This window comes from Streptomyces sp. NPDC002032 (assembly GCF_042890765.1).
In the GTDB taxonomy this organism is placed as follows: domain Bacteria; phylum Actinomycetota; class Actinomycetes; order Streptomycetales; family Streptomycetaceae; genus Streptomyces.
In genome coordinates, this window is sequence record NZ_JBIASM010000015.1 from 1 (window position 1) to 15,019 (window position 15,019).

At 72.6% G+C, this 15,019-nt stretch carries 18 protein-coding genes and 2 pseudogenes; 14 read left to right on the forward strand and 6 right to left on the reverse strand.

The window, feature by feature from the left end; translation table 11 throughout:
- Positions 1 to 84: pseudogene (locus ACFYYT_RS27915) on the forward strand (lytic transglycosylase domain-containing protein); the annotation flags it as partial.
- Between the two features lie 94 nt (positions 85 to 178).
- Here ACFYYT_RS27915 and ACFYYT_RS27920 read toward each other — a convergent pair.
- Entirely contained in the window at positions 179 to 718 is a 540-nt protein-coding gene (locus ACFYYT_RS27920; RefSeq protein WP_351826611.1) for a hypothetical protein, read from the reverse strand.
- Positions 719 to 870: 152 nt separating this feature from the next.
- Here ACFYYT_RS27920 and ACFYYT_RS27925 point away from each other — a divergent pair, with 152 nt between their 5' ends.
- The 4 genes from ACFYYT_RS27925 to ACFYYT_RS27940 all read left to right on the forward strand — a co-directional run bounded on the left by ACFYYT_RS27925 (position 871) and on the right by ACFYYT_RS27940 (position 4,775).
- Positions 871 to 1,704 (forward strand): DUF1206 domain-containing protein, encoded by an 834-nt coding sequence (locus ACFYYT_RS27925; protein WP_385324788.1) that lies wholly within the window; start codon positions 871 to 873, stop codon positions 1,702 to 1,704.
- 56 nt (positions 1,705 to 1,760) lie between these two features.
- The gene (locus ACFYYT_RS27930) at positions 1,761 to 2,114 is read left to right on the forward strand and encodes a hypothetical protein (protein ID WP_351826609.1); all 354 of its coding nucleotides are present in this window, start codon (positions 1,761 to 1,763) and stop codon (positions 2,112 to 2,114) included.
- 85 nt (positions 2,115 to 2,199) lie between these two features.
- On the forward strand, positions 2,200 to 3,696 hold the full coding sequence (locus tag ACFYYT_RS27935) for a carotenoid oxygenase family protein (protein ID WP_351826608.1): 1,497 nt from the start codon (positions 2,200 to 2,202) through the stop codon (positions 3,694 to 3,696).
- A gap of 269 nt (positions 3,697 to 3,965) precedes the next feature.
- Positions 3,966 to 4,775: a DeoR/GlpR family DNA-binding transcription regulator gene (locus tag ACFYYT_RS27940; protein ID WP_351826607.1), complete on the forward strand. Its 810-nt coding sequence runs from the start codon at positions 3,966 to 3,968 to the stop codon at positions 4,773 to 4,775.
- A 311-nt stretch (positions 4,776 to 5,086) separates the two neighbouring features.
- On the opposite strand, the gene ACFYYT_RS27945 is transcribed toward ACFYYT_RS27940, so the two are convergent.
- Together ACFYYT_RS27945 and ACFYYT_RS27950 are read right to left on the reverse strand one after the other, a co-directional pair.
- On the reverse strand, positions 5,087 to 5,395 hold the full coding sequence (locus ACFYYT_RS27945; RefSeq protein WP_351826606.1) for a hypothetical protein: 309 nt from the start codon (positions 5,393 to 5,395) through the stop codon (positions 5,087 to 5,089).
- Positions 5,392 to 5,670: a hypothetical protein gene (locus tag ACFYYT_RS27950; protein WP_351826605.1), complete on the reverse strand. Its 279-nt coding sequence runs from the start codon at positions 5,668 to 5,670 to the stop codon at positions 5,392 to 5,394. The genes ACFYYT_RS27945 and ACFYYT_RS27950 overlap by 4 nt, the downstream gene beginning before the upstream one ends.
- Before the next feature lie 91 nt (positions 5,671 to 5,761).
- On the opposite strand from ACFYYT_RS27950, the gene ACFYYT_RS27955 reads away from it, so the two are divergent.
- A complete protein-coding gene (locus ACFYYT_RS27955) occupies positions 5,762 to 6,244 on the forward strand; it encodes a hypothetical protein (protein ID WP_351826604.1) in 483 nt (160 codons plus the stop codon).
- Between the two features lie 32 nt (positions 6,245 to 6,276).
- On the opposite strand, the gene ACFYYT_RS27960 is transcribed toward ACFYYT_RS27955, so the two are convergent.
- Positions 6,277 to 6,681, reverse strand: a complete 405-nt coding sequence (locus tag ACFYYT_RS27960; protein WP_351826614.1) for a MerR family transcriptional regulator — start codon at positions 6,679 to 6,681, stop codon at positions 6,277 to 6,279.
- Between the two features lie 80 nt (positions 6,682 to 6,761).
- On the opposite strand from ACFYYT_RS27960, the gene ACFYYT_RS27965 reads away from it, so the two are divergent.
- The 6 genes from ACFYYT_RS27965 (at position 6,762) to ACFYYT_RS27990 (ending at position 11,066) form a co-directional block, all read left to right on the forward strand.
- Complete coding sequence (locus ACFYYT_RS27965; protein WP_351826603.1) at positions 6,762 to 7,571, forward strand: alpha/beta fold hydrolase; 810 nt, start codon at positions 6,762 to 6,764, stop codon at positions 7,569 to 7,571.
- Between the two features lie 106 nt (positions 7,572 to 7,677).
- A complete protein-coding gene (locus ACFYYT_RS27970; protein ID WP_351826602.1) occupies positions 7,678 to 7,920 on the forward strand; it encodes a hypothetical protein in 243 nt (80 codons plus the stop codon).
- Positions 7,920 to 8,297: a fic family toxin-antitoxin system, toxin component gene (locus tag ACFYYT_RS27975; protein WP_351826601.1), complete on the forward strand. Its 378-nt coding sequence runs from the start codon at positions 7,920 to 7,922 to the stop codon at positions 8,295 to 8,297. Before ACFYYT_RS27970 ends, ACFYYT_RS27975 begins: the two co-directional genes overlap by 1 nt.
- A 127-nt stretch (positions 8,298 to 8,424) precedes the next feature.
- The gene (locus ACFYYT_RS27980) at positions 8,425 to 8,580 is read left to right on the forward strand and encodes a hypothetical protein (protein ID WP_351826600.1); all 156 of its coding nucleotides are present in this window, start codon (positions 8,425 to 8,427) and stop codon (positions 8,578 to 8,580) included.
- A gap of 231 nt (positions 8,581 to 8,811) precedes the next feature.
- The gene (locus tag ACFYYT_RS27985; RefSeq protein ID WP_351826599.1) at positions 8,812 to 10,314 is read left to right on the forward strand and encodes a UDP-N-acetylmuramoyl-L-alanyl-D-glutamate--2,6-diaminopimelate ligase; all 1,503 of its coding nucleotides are present in this window, start codon (positions 8,812 to 8,814) and stop codon (positions 10,312 to 10,314) included.
- Positions 10,315 to 10,424: 110 nt separating this feature from the next.
- Positions 10,425 to 11,066 carry an SRPBCC family protein gene (locus ACFYYT_RS27990; protein WP_351826598.1) on the forward strand — a complete coding sequence of 214 codons (642 nt, stop codon included), beginning with the start codon at positions 10,425 to 10,427 and terminating at the stop codon, positions 11,064 to 11,066.
- 97 nt (positions 11,067 to 11,163) lie between these two features.
- Here the strand turns inward: ACFYYT_RS27990 and ACFYYT_RS27995 are convergent.
- Positions 11,164 to 11,331: pseudogene (locus tag ACFYYT_RS27995) on the reverse strand (2-phosphosulfolactate phosphatase); the annotation flags it as partial.
- Between the two features lie 338 nt (positions 11,332 to 11,669).
- Here ACFYYT_RS27995 and ACFYYT_RS28000 point away from each other — a divergent pair.
- Positions 11,670 to 13,373, forward strand: coding sequence for a trypsin-like peptidase domain-containing protein (locus ACFYYT_RS28000; RefSeq protein WP_351826597.1), 1,704 nt, complete (start codon positions 11,670 to 11,672; stop codon positions 13,371 to 13,373).
- Between the two features lie 91 nt (positions 13,374 to 13,464).
- Here ACFYYT_RS28000 and ACFYYT_RS28005 read toward each other — a convergent pair whose 3' ends face one another.
- Positions 13,465 to 14,454 (reverse strand): YafY family protein, encoded by a 990-nt coding sequence (locus tag ACFYYT_RS28005; RefSeq protein WP_351826596.1) that lies wholly within the window; start codon positions 14,452 to 14,454, stop codon positions 13,465 to 13,467.
- A 127-nt stretch (positions 14,455 to 14,581) separates the two neighbouring features.
- Between ACFYYT_RS28005 and ACFYYT_RS28010 the strand changes: the two genes are divergently transcribed.
- Entirely contained in the window at positions 14,582 to 14,977 is a 396-nt protein-coding gene (locus ACFYYT_RS28010) for a VOC family protein (RefSeq protein WP_351826595.1), read from the forward strand.
- Positions 14,978 to 15,019 lie beyond the last annotated feature (42 nt).

The window sequence follows — 15,019 nt, forward strand, 5'->3', positions numbered from 1 at the left end:
AAGTGGGGGCTGGACTACATGAACTCCCGCTACGGCAGCCCCGTCGGCGCCTGGAACTTCTGGCAGTCCCACCACTGGTACTAAGCCACCAGCGGACACCACACGCACGACAACGCCCGACCGGAACCCCGGCCGGGCGTTCTCGCGTCCCCGCCCCGCGGCCCGCGGCCCGGCCACGTCACCGCAACGCGCCTCCGCCCCCTGCCGGCTCCTGCTCGGCGAGCCGGGCGAGGATGCGCTGCGGGAGTTCCCGGCCCGACAGCCGGAACGCGCTCCAGCGATCGTTGGAATCCGGCTTCAGCGAGGCCGAGAACCGGAAGCGTCCCTTGAAGTCCGGCTTGGACACCATCTCGGCGAACGTGCGACTCGGTATCAGCCACGCCTTCATGATCGAGGCCCGCTCCACGTCCACGGCGATGAACAGCATGTCCAGGCCGGTCCGGGGCTGGAACGTCTGGGACCTTACGAGGGCCATCAGCCTCTCGTTCCGGATCTGTGCCCCCGTGGACATCCGGGCTTTCACCTGCACCGCCAAAGTCGCGGAGCTCGCGCGGCGGTGGAAGACGAGGTCGACGCCCTCGTCGTCGACGAGCGAAGTGGAAACGTTCAGTTCGCCGCCCGTGGCGAGGATGCACGAGGCCGCGACCAGGTACTCCGCGGCCTTCCCCATCCGTGCCGCCGCCGGGCTCTTCTCCAGGTAGTCCTCGTCCTCACTCATGGGCGGGAATCTAGCGCGCGCCCGTCTACGGGCCGAGGCGGACCGGTTGCGGGCGTACTCGGGACCGGGCGGTCCGTGTACTCCTCCGGTGCCGGCGGGCATCCGGGCGCCGGGTGGGAATGGAGCGGGGTGCGGGGGGTAGTGGCGGGTACATGACGGCTGGCAGTGCGGCACATGAGGGTATGAGGACGGCCTCCCAGGGAGGCACGGCCCGAGGGGTGGTGGCCCGGTGCGGGCTGGTGACACGGGGACTGCTGTACGTGCTCATCGGGGTGATCGCGGTGCGCGTGGCGTTCGGCGAGAGTCACGGCGGTGAGGAAGCGGACCGCACGGGCGCGTTGCAGGAACTGGCGGGCAAGCCCTTCGGCGGCGTCCTCGTGTGGGCCGTGGGCATCGGCCTGATCTGCATGACGTTGTGGCGGCTGTCGGAGGCCGTACTGGGCGCGGCGGGACCCGACGGGGACAAGGCCGGCAAGCGACTGGCCTCGGCGGCCCGGGCCGTGTTCTACGGAACCGTCGCCTTCTCGGTGCTGTCCTTCGCGGCGGGCTCCGGTGGTGGGCAGTCCGGCGACCAGCGGTCGCGGGACGTGACCGCCCGGGCGCTCGAGGTGCCCGGCGGCCCGTGGTGGGTGGGGGCGGCCGGGGTGGGCATAGCCATCGGCGGCGTCGTGATCGCCGTGCAGGCGGCCCGGCGAACCTTCCGCAAGCACCTGGCGATGGGACGGCAGCCCGAGGGGGTCCGCAAGGCGGTCGAGATCCTCGGGGTGGGTGGTGGTCTGGCGCGCGGCGCCGTCTTCGCCGCGGCCGGTGCCTTCGTCGTGCACGCCGCGCTGAGTTACGACCCGGCGAAGGTGAAGGGCGTCGACGACACCCTCCGCTCGTTCGCCGAAACCCCGGCGGGCCCGTGGCTCCTGGTGGTGGTGGCCGCCGGGTTCGTGCTGTTCGGACTGTTCTCCTGGGCCATGGCCTGCTGGCGCCGGATCTGACGGAGCGCACCCGCCGGGGGGTGGGACGGCCCGGGCCCGCGTGCCAGGATGGGCCCATGACCGAACCGTACGGGCTCCGTGACGACCGCTCCCGCCTCTCCTTGTGGTCCCGGGACTCGGTCCTGTCCATCGGCTCGGTCGGCTCGGTGCTGTCCATCGGGTCCGTGGGCTCGGTGCTGTCCATCGGCTCGGTGGGCTCCGCGCTGTCCGCCGCCTCCCTCGGGTCCTCCCTCTCCCTCCTCTCGGCCGCCTCCTGGCTCAGCACCGGGTCGCTGTTGTCCGCCCGGTCCCGCTGGGCGGTGCTGTCCTGGCGCTCGCGCGGCGGTTTCATGGCGGCGGGGCTCCTCACGGCGACCGCCGTCGCCGGACTCGCCCTGCGCGCCGCGCCCCCGGGCGGCGCCGAGCGGTGAGACCCCCTGGTTGCCCCGCCCCCGGCGGAGGGCTTGACTGAAATGGGGCGAGGGGGGACGCCGAGGAGATCCCCGGAGGCCGGACATGGGCACGCACACCACCCGCCCCTTCGACCCCACCCGGGTCGCCCACCTCAGCGGAGCGTTCGCCCCGGTGACGGAGGAGGTCGATGAGGTCGGCCTGGAGGTGGAGGGCCGGCTCCCCGACGGGCTGGACGGCACGTACCTGCGCAACGGCCCGAACCCCCGGTTCAGCCCGATCGGCTCGTACCTGTACCCCCTCGACGGCGACGGCATGCTGCACGGGGTGTGGATCTCCGAGGGCAGCGTCCGCTACCGCAACCGTTTCGTGCGCACCCCCGCCGTCCTGGCCGAGGAGCGGGCCGGGCGGGCCCTCTGGGGCGGCCTCGAATCGCTGATCATGCCGGGCGAGCCCGACGTACCCGCCGATCTCGCGGACACCTTCAAGGACCTCCCCGACATCAATGTGGTGCGGCACGCGGGCCGCCTCCTGGCCCTGGCGGAATCGGGCTGTCCGTTCCGGCTGTCCCCGGACCTCGACACCCTGGGCCGCGAGACGTTCGGCGGGTCGCTGCCCGCGGGCATCACCGCACACCCGAAGACCGACCCGCGCACCGGGGAGATGGTGGTCTTCTGCTACGGCATCGAGCCGCCCTTCCTGACCTGGTCGGTGATCGGTCCCGGTGGTGAGGTACGGCGCGGCCCGACGGCCATCGAGACCGTCGACGAGCCGATGATGATCCACGACATGGCGCTGACGACGCGGTTCGCCGTCCTGGTCCTGGCACCCGCCTTCTTCGACATCGAAGGGGCGATGGCCGGCACCGGCTCGTTCGTGACGTGGCGGCCAGAACGCGGCACGCGGATCCTGCTGGTCCCGCGTGACGGCGGCCCGGTGCGCCAGGCCACCGACGAGGCCTACTGGATGTGGCACACGGTGAACGCGTACGACCTGGGCGAGGACGAGGGCGAGGACGAGGACAAGGCGGACAACGCGGGTGGCGGCGGCCGGTCCGGCGGCGGGGACGTCGTGCTCGACTACGTCCAGTGGGACCACCTGGCGCTGGGACCCGCGCTCGGCGGCCCCAACCCCGGCGGCCTCGTACGCGCGGTGATCAGCCCGGAGGCGGGCACGATGCGCCGCACCCGGCTGGACGACAGCGACATCGAGCTGCCGAGGATCGACGACCGCCTCGTCGGCCGCCGCCACCGACGGCTGGCCGCCGCCGCGGGCTCGGGCACCCGGGACCTCCTCCCCGGGGAACACGACGCCCTGCGCTGGTACGACGTCCAGGGCGGCGGCAGCGAACTGTGGCCGGCCGGGGACCTGTCCGTCGGGGAGCCGGTGTTCGCGCCGACACCGGGCGGCGCCGACGGCGAGGGCCACTGGCTGACCTTCGCCACCGACCGTACGGACGGCGCCAGCTGGTTGCTCGTCATCCCGGCCGACGCCCCGGCCGGCGGCCCGCTCGCCCGGATCCGCATCCCGGTACGGGTCCCCCTGGGCCTCCACGGCACCTGGCTGCCCACGGAGGAACCGCAGGCCCCGACGGAGCGCTGACGATGCCGTTCGCCTCCGGCCGGCGGCCCGGCGTCGAACCCCTCAAGCACGCCCGGCCGGTCGGTTGCGGACTTTCGTTGGTTCTTGTTCGGTCTCCCGGGCGCGGCTCGACCGCGAGCCGCACCTGAGCCCCTTCTCCCTTGCGGCCGGGGCCCACCGCGCCGGATGATCGAACAGTAGACTGTTCGTTTGTGAGAGGTGCCGTGTGTCCCGGACGTCAGTCCTGAACCTCGTACACGGCCGACGCGCGGAGGAGCGGGGACGAGCACGTGACGGAAGCAGCACGCCTGGCCCCGCAGCGCAGGGCCCTGATCCTCGACATCGTCCGCCGTGACGGAGCGGTCCGCGTGGCCGAGCTCGTGGAACGTCTCGGCGTCTCCGACATGACCATCCGCCGCGACCTGGACGTCCTCGCCCGCGGCGGCTCCCTCGCCAAGGTGCACGGCGGTGCCATCAGGTCCACGGGCACGACGGGCGACGAACCGTCCTTCGAAACAAAGGCCGTCCTCGAATCGCGGGCCAAGGCGGCCGTGGCGGAAGCCGCGGCCGCTCTTGTGAAGCCGGGCAGCGTCGTCGCGATCTCGGGCGGGACCACCGCCTACGCCGTGGCGACCCGCCTCCTGGACGTCGCGGGCCTCACGGTGGTGACCAACTCCCTGCCCGTCGCCGAACTCCTGCGCAAGGCCGGGGCGGAGCACGGATCGGAGGGCCACACCGTGCTGCTGACCGGCGGCAGCCCGACCAAGTCGGCCTCCCTGGTCGGCCCCCTGGCGGACCAGGCCATCCGCTCCCTCCAGGTGGACCTGCTGATCATCGGCGCGCACGGCGTCACCGAACGCGCGGGCGCGACCACCCCGAACCTGGCGGAGGCGCAGACCAACCGCGCGCTGATCGCCTCCGCCGCGCAGGTGGCCGTCGTGGCCGACCACACCAAGTGGGGCGTGGTCGGCCTCAGCCAGTTCATCGCCCTGCCGGACATCGACTACTTCGTCTCCGACAGCGAACTGGACGCCCAGGCCCGCGCCGTCCTGGGCGACGCGGTGGGCCAACTGATCCTGGCCGACGTCCCGGTGACCTGACCCCGGCCGGCGGCCACCCGCTACCCGTCGGCGGCGACCAGTCCCGCCACTGCCCTTGGCGCCGGGGGGGCCGCCCGCGCGGGGGACCCTCCCCTCGCCGGATCCGCGCACCCGGCGAACACGGGCATTCCTGACTCGATCACCTCACCAGCGCAAGTTCAGAGAAGCCTGCGTCAGATGTCCCCAAAGCCACGCCTCCGGGAGATCCACGCCACCCTCGTCGACCGGCTCGGCGAGGTGGCCGCCATAGAGACCGCACAGTGGGTGACGGCCGTCTGACCGAATGCCTCGCCCCTGCGTGGCCGGTGTCCTCATACGCGGGGTGGGAGGACCTCGATGATCTCGGCGATGCCAGCGGCAGGTCCGGACTCGTGCATGGTGATGACGTCACCGGGCCTCAGATGCTGCCACTGCTCGGGCTGCAGGGGAGCCAGACGCACGTCGGCTGTTTCCCCAGGGCCGAGCTGCGGCGCGAACTCCACCCAGAGCCGCGCGATGTTCAGATCTTGTCGTCCGTCTGCGGTGCGGTTGCCGATGTCCCACAGAGGTCTGAGACGACCGTCCCCTGAGAAGGCGCTCCGGCGTCCGCCCTCGTCGGCTCCCAGCAGAGTCAGGGTCATGCGGATGGTGCCGTATTGACTTCCCAGGCCCGCCACTCGCACCAACGACAGCTGCGGTCCAGCATCATCTGTCGAGCGGCCTCGGCGAGCACCTCCCAGAAGGTGATGGACACCGGATGGACATCCGCGATCTCGATGAGCACGTCGAGCACCATCTCCCATTCCTGAAGGTCGATGTCCCTACGAACGTCTCCGACCGTCTGGCCGTTCTCTGCCACGGCATCCTCGGGCAGAAGATCGGCGGCCTGCCGAAGGAGTGTGAACGCGTCATCCATGTGCTGGATTGTCGCCTGGTCCCAGGTGCTTGTCACAGGCCTGCCCACAGCCGTTGGACAGCCCATCGCCGCAGGTGACAGGCTCCGCCACATGGAGCTACTCGACGTCCTCGCGGAACTCGCCAGATCGGGAAGCCTCGGGCCGGTTGAAAACGGCGCGGTCTGGGACCGGGTCACCGCGGCGCTCGGTGAGCCCTGGGAAGTGGTCGTCGGGAAGCGGCGGTCATGGCCGCGCCTGTTCGCTTACGGCGACCTTGAACTCAGTGTCTGCCGCTGCCAGAAGATCACGCTGATCTGCCTCCAGACCTGGCGTGATGTCATTGGCCTCCCTGCCGGCCTGGCCGGCCGGGAGAGGTTCCCCGGCCAACCCAAGTACGCCGACGTGATCGCTTCTCTCGACCGCGTCGGTTGCGCCTGGCAGCCCCACGCACCCCTCACCTTCGGCAACCAACTCGCCATCGAGGCCACGTCCTCCGGCGTCACCTTCGTCTTCGACATACCGGACGGAGAACAACCGATCCTCAACGTCGTGGGACCTCCGCCCCACCAGCACGAGTGCCCCGCGACACCGTAGGGACCTGACTGCCGTCAGCGCTGAGGGGTGATTCAGCTTGCCTCGGCAGCGGCAGGCTGGGGCGGACTCGGTGTCCCGGCGTCCCCTGAGGGGGCAGCCGTGATGATGGTGTCGAGGATCGCGCGCGACGCCTGTAGATCTTCGATGGCGCGGGTGATTCGCTCGCCCTCCCGGCGCAGTTGGGCGAGCAGGTCCGGGCAGGTGGGTACGAGGTGCCCGTCGTCCGCCCGGACACACGGCAGGACTTGGGCGATCAGCGCGGTCGGAAGGCCGGCCGCCAGCAGGCAGCGGATGCGGCGCACCGTCTCGACGTCCGACTCGCCGTAGACGCGGTAGCCGCTGGGCAGCCTGTCGGGCGCCAGGAGTCCTTGCTGTTCGTAGTAGCGCAGCAGCCGCTCATGGACCCCCGTACGCCGCACCATGTCCTTCATGCGCATGCCGCTCGCCTCGCTCCCGCTCCAGTGGTCCACGCTGCGACTTGACTCTGACATTGATGTCGGAGTTTAGCGTCGGAGCCATGAGCACTGATCACCCGCTTTCCACCTCTCACCTCGACGTTCTCGTGCAGGGGCGCGGCCCCGCACTTCTGCTCGCGCACGGCGCCGGCGGCGGCATCGAGGGGAACTTCGGCCTCGTCCTCGACGACCTCGCCCAGGACCACACCCTCGTCGGCCCGCACTACCCCGGGGCCGGTGGCTCCGCTGTGGCAACCGGCCCCCTGGACCTGGACGACCTCGCCGACCGCTTGGTCGCGGCCGCCGTGGCGGCCGGCCGGCACGCGTTCGCCGTCCTGGGGGAGTCCCTCGGCAGCGCCGTGGCCGTCCGGATCGCCACACGGCACCCCGACCGTGTCCGGGCCCTCGTCCTCACTGCCGGCTTCGCGGTCGCCGACCCCGTCCTGGCGCTCGCCGCCCGACTGGTCAAGTCCCTGGCGGCTGCCGGTCAGTGGGAGGACCTGGCACGGTTCGCCCTTCTGTCCTGCATGTCCCCGGCGGACCTGGCGGACCTCGAACCGGCCGCCCTCGACGAACCGGTCGCCCAGACCCTGACCGCGATGCCGCCGGGCACGCTGGACCACTTCGACCTGGTGTCGCGCGTGGACGTCCGGGCCGACCTGGCGAAGGTGTCCGTCCCCACCCTGGTGGTGGCGCCGACCGGCGACCGACTGGTGCTGCCCGAGAGCTCGTACCGTCTGGCGGCCGGCATCCCGGGCGCCCGGCTGATCGAACTGCCCGGAGCCGCCCACGTCCTGAACCCGGCAGACCGGGCCACCTGGCTCCGTCATGTACGCGCATTCCTCGCCGCACTCCCCGCCACGTCCGCCTGAGCGCACCACTCCTCACGGAACAGGCCGGTCCGCCCGCGAAGCCGCCGGCCCGGCCACCCCCGCCCGAGGCCTCGCTCGGGATGGTAACAGCTGTTACCATCCCGGTATGGCGAAAACACAGCTGGGCGCCCGCGTCGACGCGGACATCGCGGAACTGGCGAAGAAGCGCGCCGCCGACCTGGGCTTGAGCATCGGCGACTATCTCGCGCGCCTCGTGCAGGACGACGCCAGCGGGCTGCGGACCCGGGCCCTGGACGCCGCGTCCCGTTTCCTCGCCGAGCACCAGGCGATCTTCGACGAGGCCGAGGACGCCGCCCGGCGGACGCCCCCCGGAGCGCGTGCCGCCTGATGAACCTGCACATCGACGTCGCCTGGATCCTGCGGGTCGCCGAGGCCGCCGGGGTGGGCGACCCGGCCCCGGACGACTACGGCGTGCCCCTCTCGGCCGTCGCCCGCCACCGGGCCGAGCTGTTCGAACAGCCGCTGTACGACGGCCCTTACGCGAAGGCGGCGGCCCTCGTCCACACCCTCGGCCGCTGCCACTGGCTGGAGCGCTCCAACATGGCCGTGGCGGCGGCCACCGGCGTCATGTACCTCGAAGCCGCGGGGATCCGGGTCAAGCCCACCCGCGACGACGCCATCGCCCTCAAGGACCTGCTGCTGAGCCCGGCCTGCACCGCCGCGCAGCTCGCCGCCCTCCTGCGGACCTGGCCCACCGCCAGCTGACACTCCGGCCTTCGTGCGTGATGCGGGCGCCGCTCCGAGCGCTGTCCGCGGCGGCGCGCCCCCCCGGCCGACGGGCCGGCGGGCCGACGCGGCGTTCCGGTCACCCGGGCGCCCGTACACTCGCTCCATGAACCGCAGCCGACGCGTCACGGGAGAGTGCCTGCCACAGGCCGCCCCTGCCGCGCCTGCGGACTCCGCGGGCCGGGTGGGCGTCAGCCCCCGTACCGCCGCCGCCGGGCAGGCCCCGACGGTCGGCCGCGGCGTCGTGCACGGCCACGGCTAGCGCTCTCCCACCCCGCCCGGGGCCGCTTTCTCCCGCCCGCTCGCCGAAACGCCCCGCGCGGCCATGCCCCTACCGGCAGCCCGGCCCGAGCGCTGAGCCCCGGCCGGCCCGCGCGGCCCCCGAGGGCGCGCGAGCCCCTCCCACCCCACCACCGCGGCACCGACGTTTTGTCGGCGCTGCCACCAGGCGAGGGCCGCACGCCGGGCCGTAGCCGCCTCCGAAGGGACCACCGTGAAGTTGAGCGGGCTGTTGACCGGCCACGAGCACCACGTCATCCAGGGCGACACCGGATCGACGGGGATCACCGCGGGCCCCACCTTCGACGTCGACCGGGTCGTGCCGGGCTCGCTGTTCATCGCGGTGCCCGGCCACCGGGGCGGCGGCCCCGCCTCCATCGGTGCGGCGCTCGCACGCGGCGCCACGGCGGTCCTCGTCGACACGGCCGGAGCCGCCTGCGCCTCCCCGGGCGGGGAGCTGCCGCCCGAGGTGTGCGTCGTGCGGGTGCCCGACACCCGCAAGGCGGCCGCGGTCGTCTCCTCCCGCTACTTCGGCGAGCCGGGCCGGCAGCTGGACCTGGTGGCCGTCACCGGGACCAATGGGAAGACCTCCATCTCGTACATGGTCGAGTCGCTGCTGAGGATCTCCGAGGGCGCCTCGGTGGGCGTGATCGGTACGGCGGGCAGCCGGATCGGCGACGAGGTCATCCCCATGCCGCCTTCGGTGCTGACCACGCCGGAGTCGCCCGACCTGCAGTACCTCCTGGGTCGGATGCGGGACCGGGGGGTCCGCGGCGTGGTGCTGGAGGCCACCTCGATGGCCCTGCAGACGTACCGGATGGACGAGACCTTCGTCGACGTCGGTGTCTTCACCAACCTGACGCAGGACCATCTGGACGACCACGGCACGATGGCCCTCTACACCGACGCCAAACTACGGCTGTTCCAGGGGCTGTGCCGGCACGCGGTGGTCAATCTGGACGACGCCGTGGGAGCGGGCATCCGCGCGCTCATGCCGGACGCGGTCACGACCTACGGCATCGAGCAGGAGGCGGACTTCCGGGCCACGGACCTGATCGCGGACGCCTCGGGCACCCGGTTCGTGCTGCACCACGCCGGCCGGAGCCGCCCGGCGGCGATCCCGGTCCCGGGCCGCTTCTCCGTCTCCAACGCACTGGCCGCCGTCGCGGCCTGCCACGTACTGGGTCACGACCTGGACGGACTGGTCGCCGCGCTCGCGCAGATGCCCCCCGTACCGGGCCGGTTCGAGCGCTTCGTGACCCCCGCGGGCACCTCGGTGATCGTGGACTACGCACACTCGCCCGACTCCCTCGACAAGGTCCTCACCGCCATCCGCGGCTTCGTCCGGGGCCGGGTCATCACCGTGTTCGGCTGCGGCGGGGACCGCGACAGCACCAAGCGCGCCGAGATGGGCCGTATCGCCGGCACCCACTCCGACCTGTGCGTCCTGACCTCGGACAACCCCCGCACCGAGGACCCCGAGGCGATCCTGGAGCAGATCGCACCCGGCATCGAGGCCACCGGCACGCCGTACGTGCGCCGCGCCGACCGCCGCCGGGCCATCGCCCTCGCGCTCTCCGAGGCGCTGCCCGAAGACATCGTCCTGATCGCCGGAAAGGGCAGCGAACCGCACCAGATCGTGGGCGAGGAGCTGATCCCCTTCAGCGACATGGCGACCGTCCGCGACCTGACCTCCCAGCCGACCCAGGGGGGTTAGATGGTCTCACGCAGTCTATTGCCTATCACTCTTGCTGGTTATAGGCTCTAACAATCGATCGGGGCTCCAATTCGCGGACCGTCGGCGATTCCACGTCAAAGGGGAACCTCATGTCCGGCAACCGCCGCACCGGCCTCCGTGCCGCCCTGCCGGCCCTCCCGCTCGTCGTCGGCCTCCTCGCCACCACCGCCGCCCCCGCCGGGGCGGCCGCCTCCCCGGGCCCCCGTCCCGCGGGATCGCTCACCTGCCGAGGGGCCGGCGTCGACCCCGACGCCCGCGTCCGCCATCGGGCCGAGGTCTTCATCAACGCGCCACTGCGTACGGTCTGGAAGCTCCAGACCGATGTCGAGGGCTGGCCGTCCTGGCAGGGGCCCGTGACCACCGCCGAACGTCTCGACCGCGGCCCCCTTCACCCGGGTTCGGCCTTCCGGTGGACGACCCCGGTGCCTCCCAATCCGACTCCGGCCACCAGCCTGGAGATCACCTCGACCGTCGACCGGCTCGTGCGGAACTCCTGCATCCGCTGGACGGGCCCCGCGATCGGGGAGGGGCTGCACATCGACGGGGTCCACGTGTGGAACTTCACCGAGACCCGCGGCGGCGTCCGGGTGAGCACCGAGGAAACCCATACGGGTCCTCAGGTCGACGCCGACGTCCCCACCGCGACCGCGCTCCTGCGCCAGGGGCTCGAAGCGTGGCTGGGCGATCTGAAGGCCGCCGCCGAATCCCGCGCCCACCACGGCCCCCACTGACGGCTCCGCCGGCTCGGGCGGGGCCGCGCCGGGGGCGCTCCCCGGTCAGGCCGAAGGATCCCGGTCGGGCGGCGCGGGCACCGCGCACGGGCGCAGGACGCGCCTTGAGCGCCAGGGCCTCGTCCAGCGACTCGGCCGGCACGATCTTTTCCGCCCCCCGGGCGAAGGCCCAGGCGGCCATCGTGAAGGCGCGCATCACGTCCACCACGACTGCCACGGACGGGGGTTCGGCCAGCTCGGCGATGCCGGGGAAACGAGCGTCCATCCGGTCGTGATCACGCACGTCCCCGGCGTGCACGAGGGAGGCCCGCGACCGACGGGTTTCGTTCGTTGCATTGTGACCCGTTTGAGGCTTTTGTGGTGCACGTCGACCGCAGGGGTCCAGGCGAGGAGCTACGCATGCACGGCCATGAGCACCGGGGGAGTCCTCCTCCGCCCCGCCAGACCCCCCGCGCTCTCCTCGTCCTGTTCCTGCTCTTGGTCCTGCTCCCGGCCGTCGGCGGCAGCGCCTCGGCGGAGCCGGTACCGTCGGCCCCCGTCGGCCCGGCGCCGCACGATCGCCCGTCATCCACCCCCGCAGACGACCGCGCAGACGACCGCGCGGTGGCTCAGGCGGAGGCGTTCTGGACGCCGGAGGCCATGGAGTCGGCGACCCCGATGCTCCGCCGTAGCTCGGGGCAGGCCGGCGACCGGGACCCGGAAGACCTGCCCCGGACCCTGGGCCCGGGGACGGAACCCGGCCCCCGGGCCCAGCACTTCGGTGGTCTGAAGACGGTGGGCATCCTGTTCCTCCAGGGTGACGACCTGCGCCGGCACATGTGCTCGGCGAGCGTGGTCGACAGCCCGGGCGGCAGCCTGATCCTCACCGCCGGTCACTGCGTCACGGGGAAGCGGGCCGCCTTCGTCCCGAAGTACCGGACGGGCGGGTCCGCCCGGCAGCAGCCCTACGGGATCTGGCCCGTGCGGGAGTGGTTCGCGTACGACGCGTACACCTCCAACACCAAGGAGGCCACCTCCGACCTGGACTTCGCCTTCGGACGCGTCGTCACCAACGGCGGCAAGCGGCTCCAGGACGTGACGGGCGCGAACACGCTCGCGCGGACGGGGTCCTTCGCCCAGACCGTGACCGTCGTCGGCTATCCCGCGCCGGCCGGCGACCCCAGGGACCGGGCCGTGCGGTGCACGGTGCGGACCGGCCGGCTGCCCGGCTACCAGCAGATGCGCGTCGACTGCGCCGGCATGTGGGCCGGCGTGTCCGGCGGTCCCTGGTTCTCGCGGATCGACGAGAAGACCGGCAAGGGCGTGATCATCGGGAACGTCGGCGGCTACAACGGCGGAGGCCTGGACGTCCCGGGGAGCAAGCCCCTCTACGGCCGGATCACCTACAGCCCGGTGCACCACGACGCCTTCTTCGCCCTGTACGGGGACGCGAGGAACAACCGGCACGACCACCGGGCCGACCCCTACCGGCCGCCCTCCCCGTCCTCCCCGCCCTTCTCGCTGGGCTCCTCCCGGACCTGGCGGCACGCCAGGCTCCTCGCCTCCGGCGACTACACCGGTGACGGCAGGGGAGACATGATCACCGTCTGGGGCGACGGCGAGACCACCCTCTACACCGGCGACGGGAAGGGCGGCTTCACCGCCGAGCACCGGCTGAAGCCGAAGAACGCCACCTGGACGCACGCGAAGTCCATCACCGGCGGCGACTTCGCGGGCGGCAACGGATCCGACCTCCTGGTCGTGTGGGGCGACGGGGAAGTGTCCCTCTACCCCGACGTCAGCCGCCGGACGGGCCTGGGCCGGGAGATCACCCTGGCACCGCGCCACTCGATCTGGCGGAAGGCGGAGCAGGTGGCCGGCGGCAGCTTCGGCACCACCGGCTACGTCACCGACCTCCTGGTCCGCTGGCACGACGGAGAGGTCACCGACCACACCGGGGTCGGTGCCGCAGGCCTCGGCACCGAGCACCGGCTCCAGGCCCCGAACGGCCTGTGGAAGAACGCGTCCCTGGTCACCACCGGAGACTTCACCGGCGACGACGACTGGGACACCCTCGTGCGCTGGAGCGACGGCGAGGTCACCCAGTACCGGGACACCTCGCCCGCCGGACTCGGCGAGGAGACCCGGATGGCACCCCGCCACGGCCCCTGGGCCGACGCGAGGGCCATGACCGCCGGCAGCTTCGACGGCAACGGGTATCCGGACGACCTCCTCGTCCGCTGGCGCGACGGGGAAACCGGCCTCTACCAGGCCACCGGCACCCGCTTCGGCCGCGAACGCACCCTCGTCGCACCGCCCACGCACTGAGGCGAGCGCCCTGCCCCCGGCACCCGGCGCGGCGCTGCACCCGCCGGCCTTGACGTCACCGCCGGTCGCCGGCCGCTGCCCGGGCGGTGCTTCAGACCTCACGGGCGCAGGACGCGAGGCGGCCGGCCAGGGCGGAGACGAGGTCGCGCAGTTCGTCCGGGCTCTCGATGACGAACGGCCGGTCGAGCGAGGCGATCACCGGCGGCAGCCAGTCGAGGGATTCCGCCCGGATCTCGACGCGCAGCCAGCGCTCGGCCTCCGGATCCGCCTGCTCCGTGGGCCCGGTCTCCGCCACGCTCGCCACGGAGGCCGGCAGGCGGGCGCGGATCTGATCGACCGTCCCGTGGATCCGCAGGGTCACCGCGTACCTGTACCCGGCCGTCGCGAACCCCGAGACCACGCGCTGCGCCGGATCGAGTCCGGCCGGCACCTCGAACGAGCCGGGCAGGGTCCTGGCGGCCGCGATGCGGTCGAGCCGGAAGGTGCGGTCCTCGCCGATCCCGGGGTCCGTGCCCGTGACGTACCACCGGCCCCCGTGGGCGACGATCCCGTACGCGTGCAGCGGGCGTTCGCCGCGCCGGCCGTCGCGGTCGGTGTACCTGATCGAGACCGGTCGCCGGTGGCGCACCGCGTCGGCGAGGGTCAGCAGGACCTCGGCGTCCGGGTGGGGGAGACGGCCGGGCGCAGCCGTGAAGGCGAGGGACTCCAGGACCGCGTCGAGCCTGCGGCCCAGGCGCTCGGGCAGCACCCTGCGGATCTTGGCCGCCGCCGTCTCGCCCGCCGTGTCCGCCGTCGTCACCGGACCCGCGCGGCGGCCGGCGGCCAGAGCGAGCAGGACGGCGAGCGCCTCGTCGTCGCTGAGCATGAGCGGGGGCAGCCGGTATCCGGCGGCGAGCCGGTACCCGCCGTAGCGGCCCCGCACCGCCTCCACCGGTACGTCGAGGTCGATCAGCTGGTCGACGTACCGGCGCACGGTGCGCCCGTCGACACCGAGCCGTTCGGCGAGCTCGGCCATCGTGCGGATGCCGCCGGACTGGAGCAGCTCCAGGAGGATCAGGACGCGTCCGGTGGGTCGGGACATGTTTCCGAGCCTAGTGCCTTTAGTGGACCGATTCTGTCCAGTATTCGTCCTAGTCTGCGGAGTGCCTGCCGGAGCCGGCAGCGGCCCGCGCCGGCCCGCAGCGGCTCCGCCAACCTGGGAGAACACCATGAACCTCGTCTCGCTCCGCATCATCACCGCCGACGTCGCGCGCCTCGTCGGGTTCTACGAGAAGGCCACGGGGGCCGCGGCGGCCTGGGCCACCGAGGACTTCGCCGAAATCAGGACCCCCGGCGCGACGCTCGCGATCGCGAGCACGCGCACCGTCCCCTTGTTCGCGCCCGGCTCCGCCCGCCCGGCGGACAACCGCAGCGTGATCGTCGAGTTCCTCGTCGACGACGTGGACCGCGTGCACGGAGACCTGACCGCCTTCGTCTCCGACTTCGTCACCGAGCCCACCACGATGCCCTGGGGCAACCGGTCGCTGCTCCTCCGCGACCCCGACGGCAACCTCGTGAACTTCTTCACCCCGGTCACCCCGGCCGCCGCCGCGAAGTTCGCCTAGGCGCGAGGGGCGGGCGGCCGACTCCGTCCGTCAGGGCGCTAT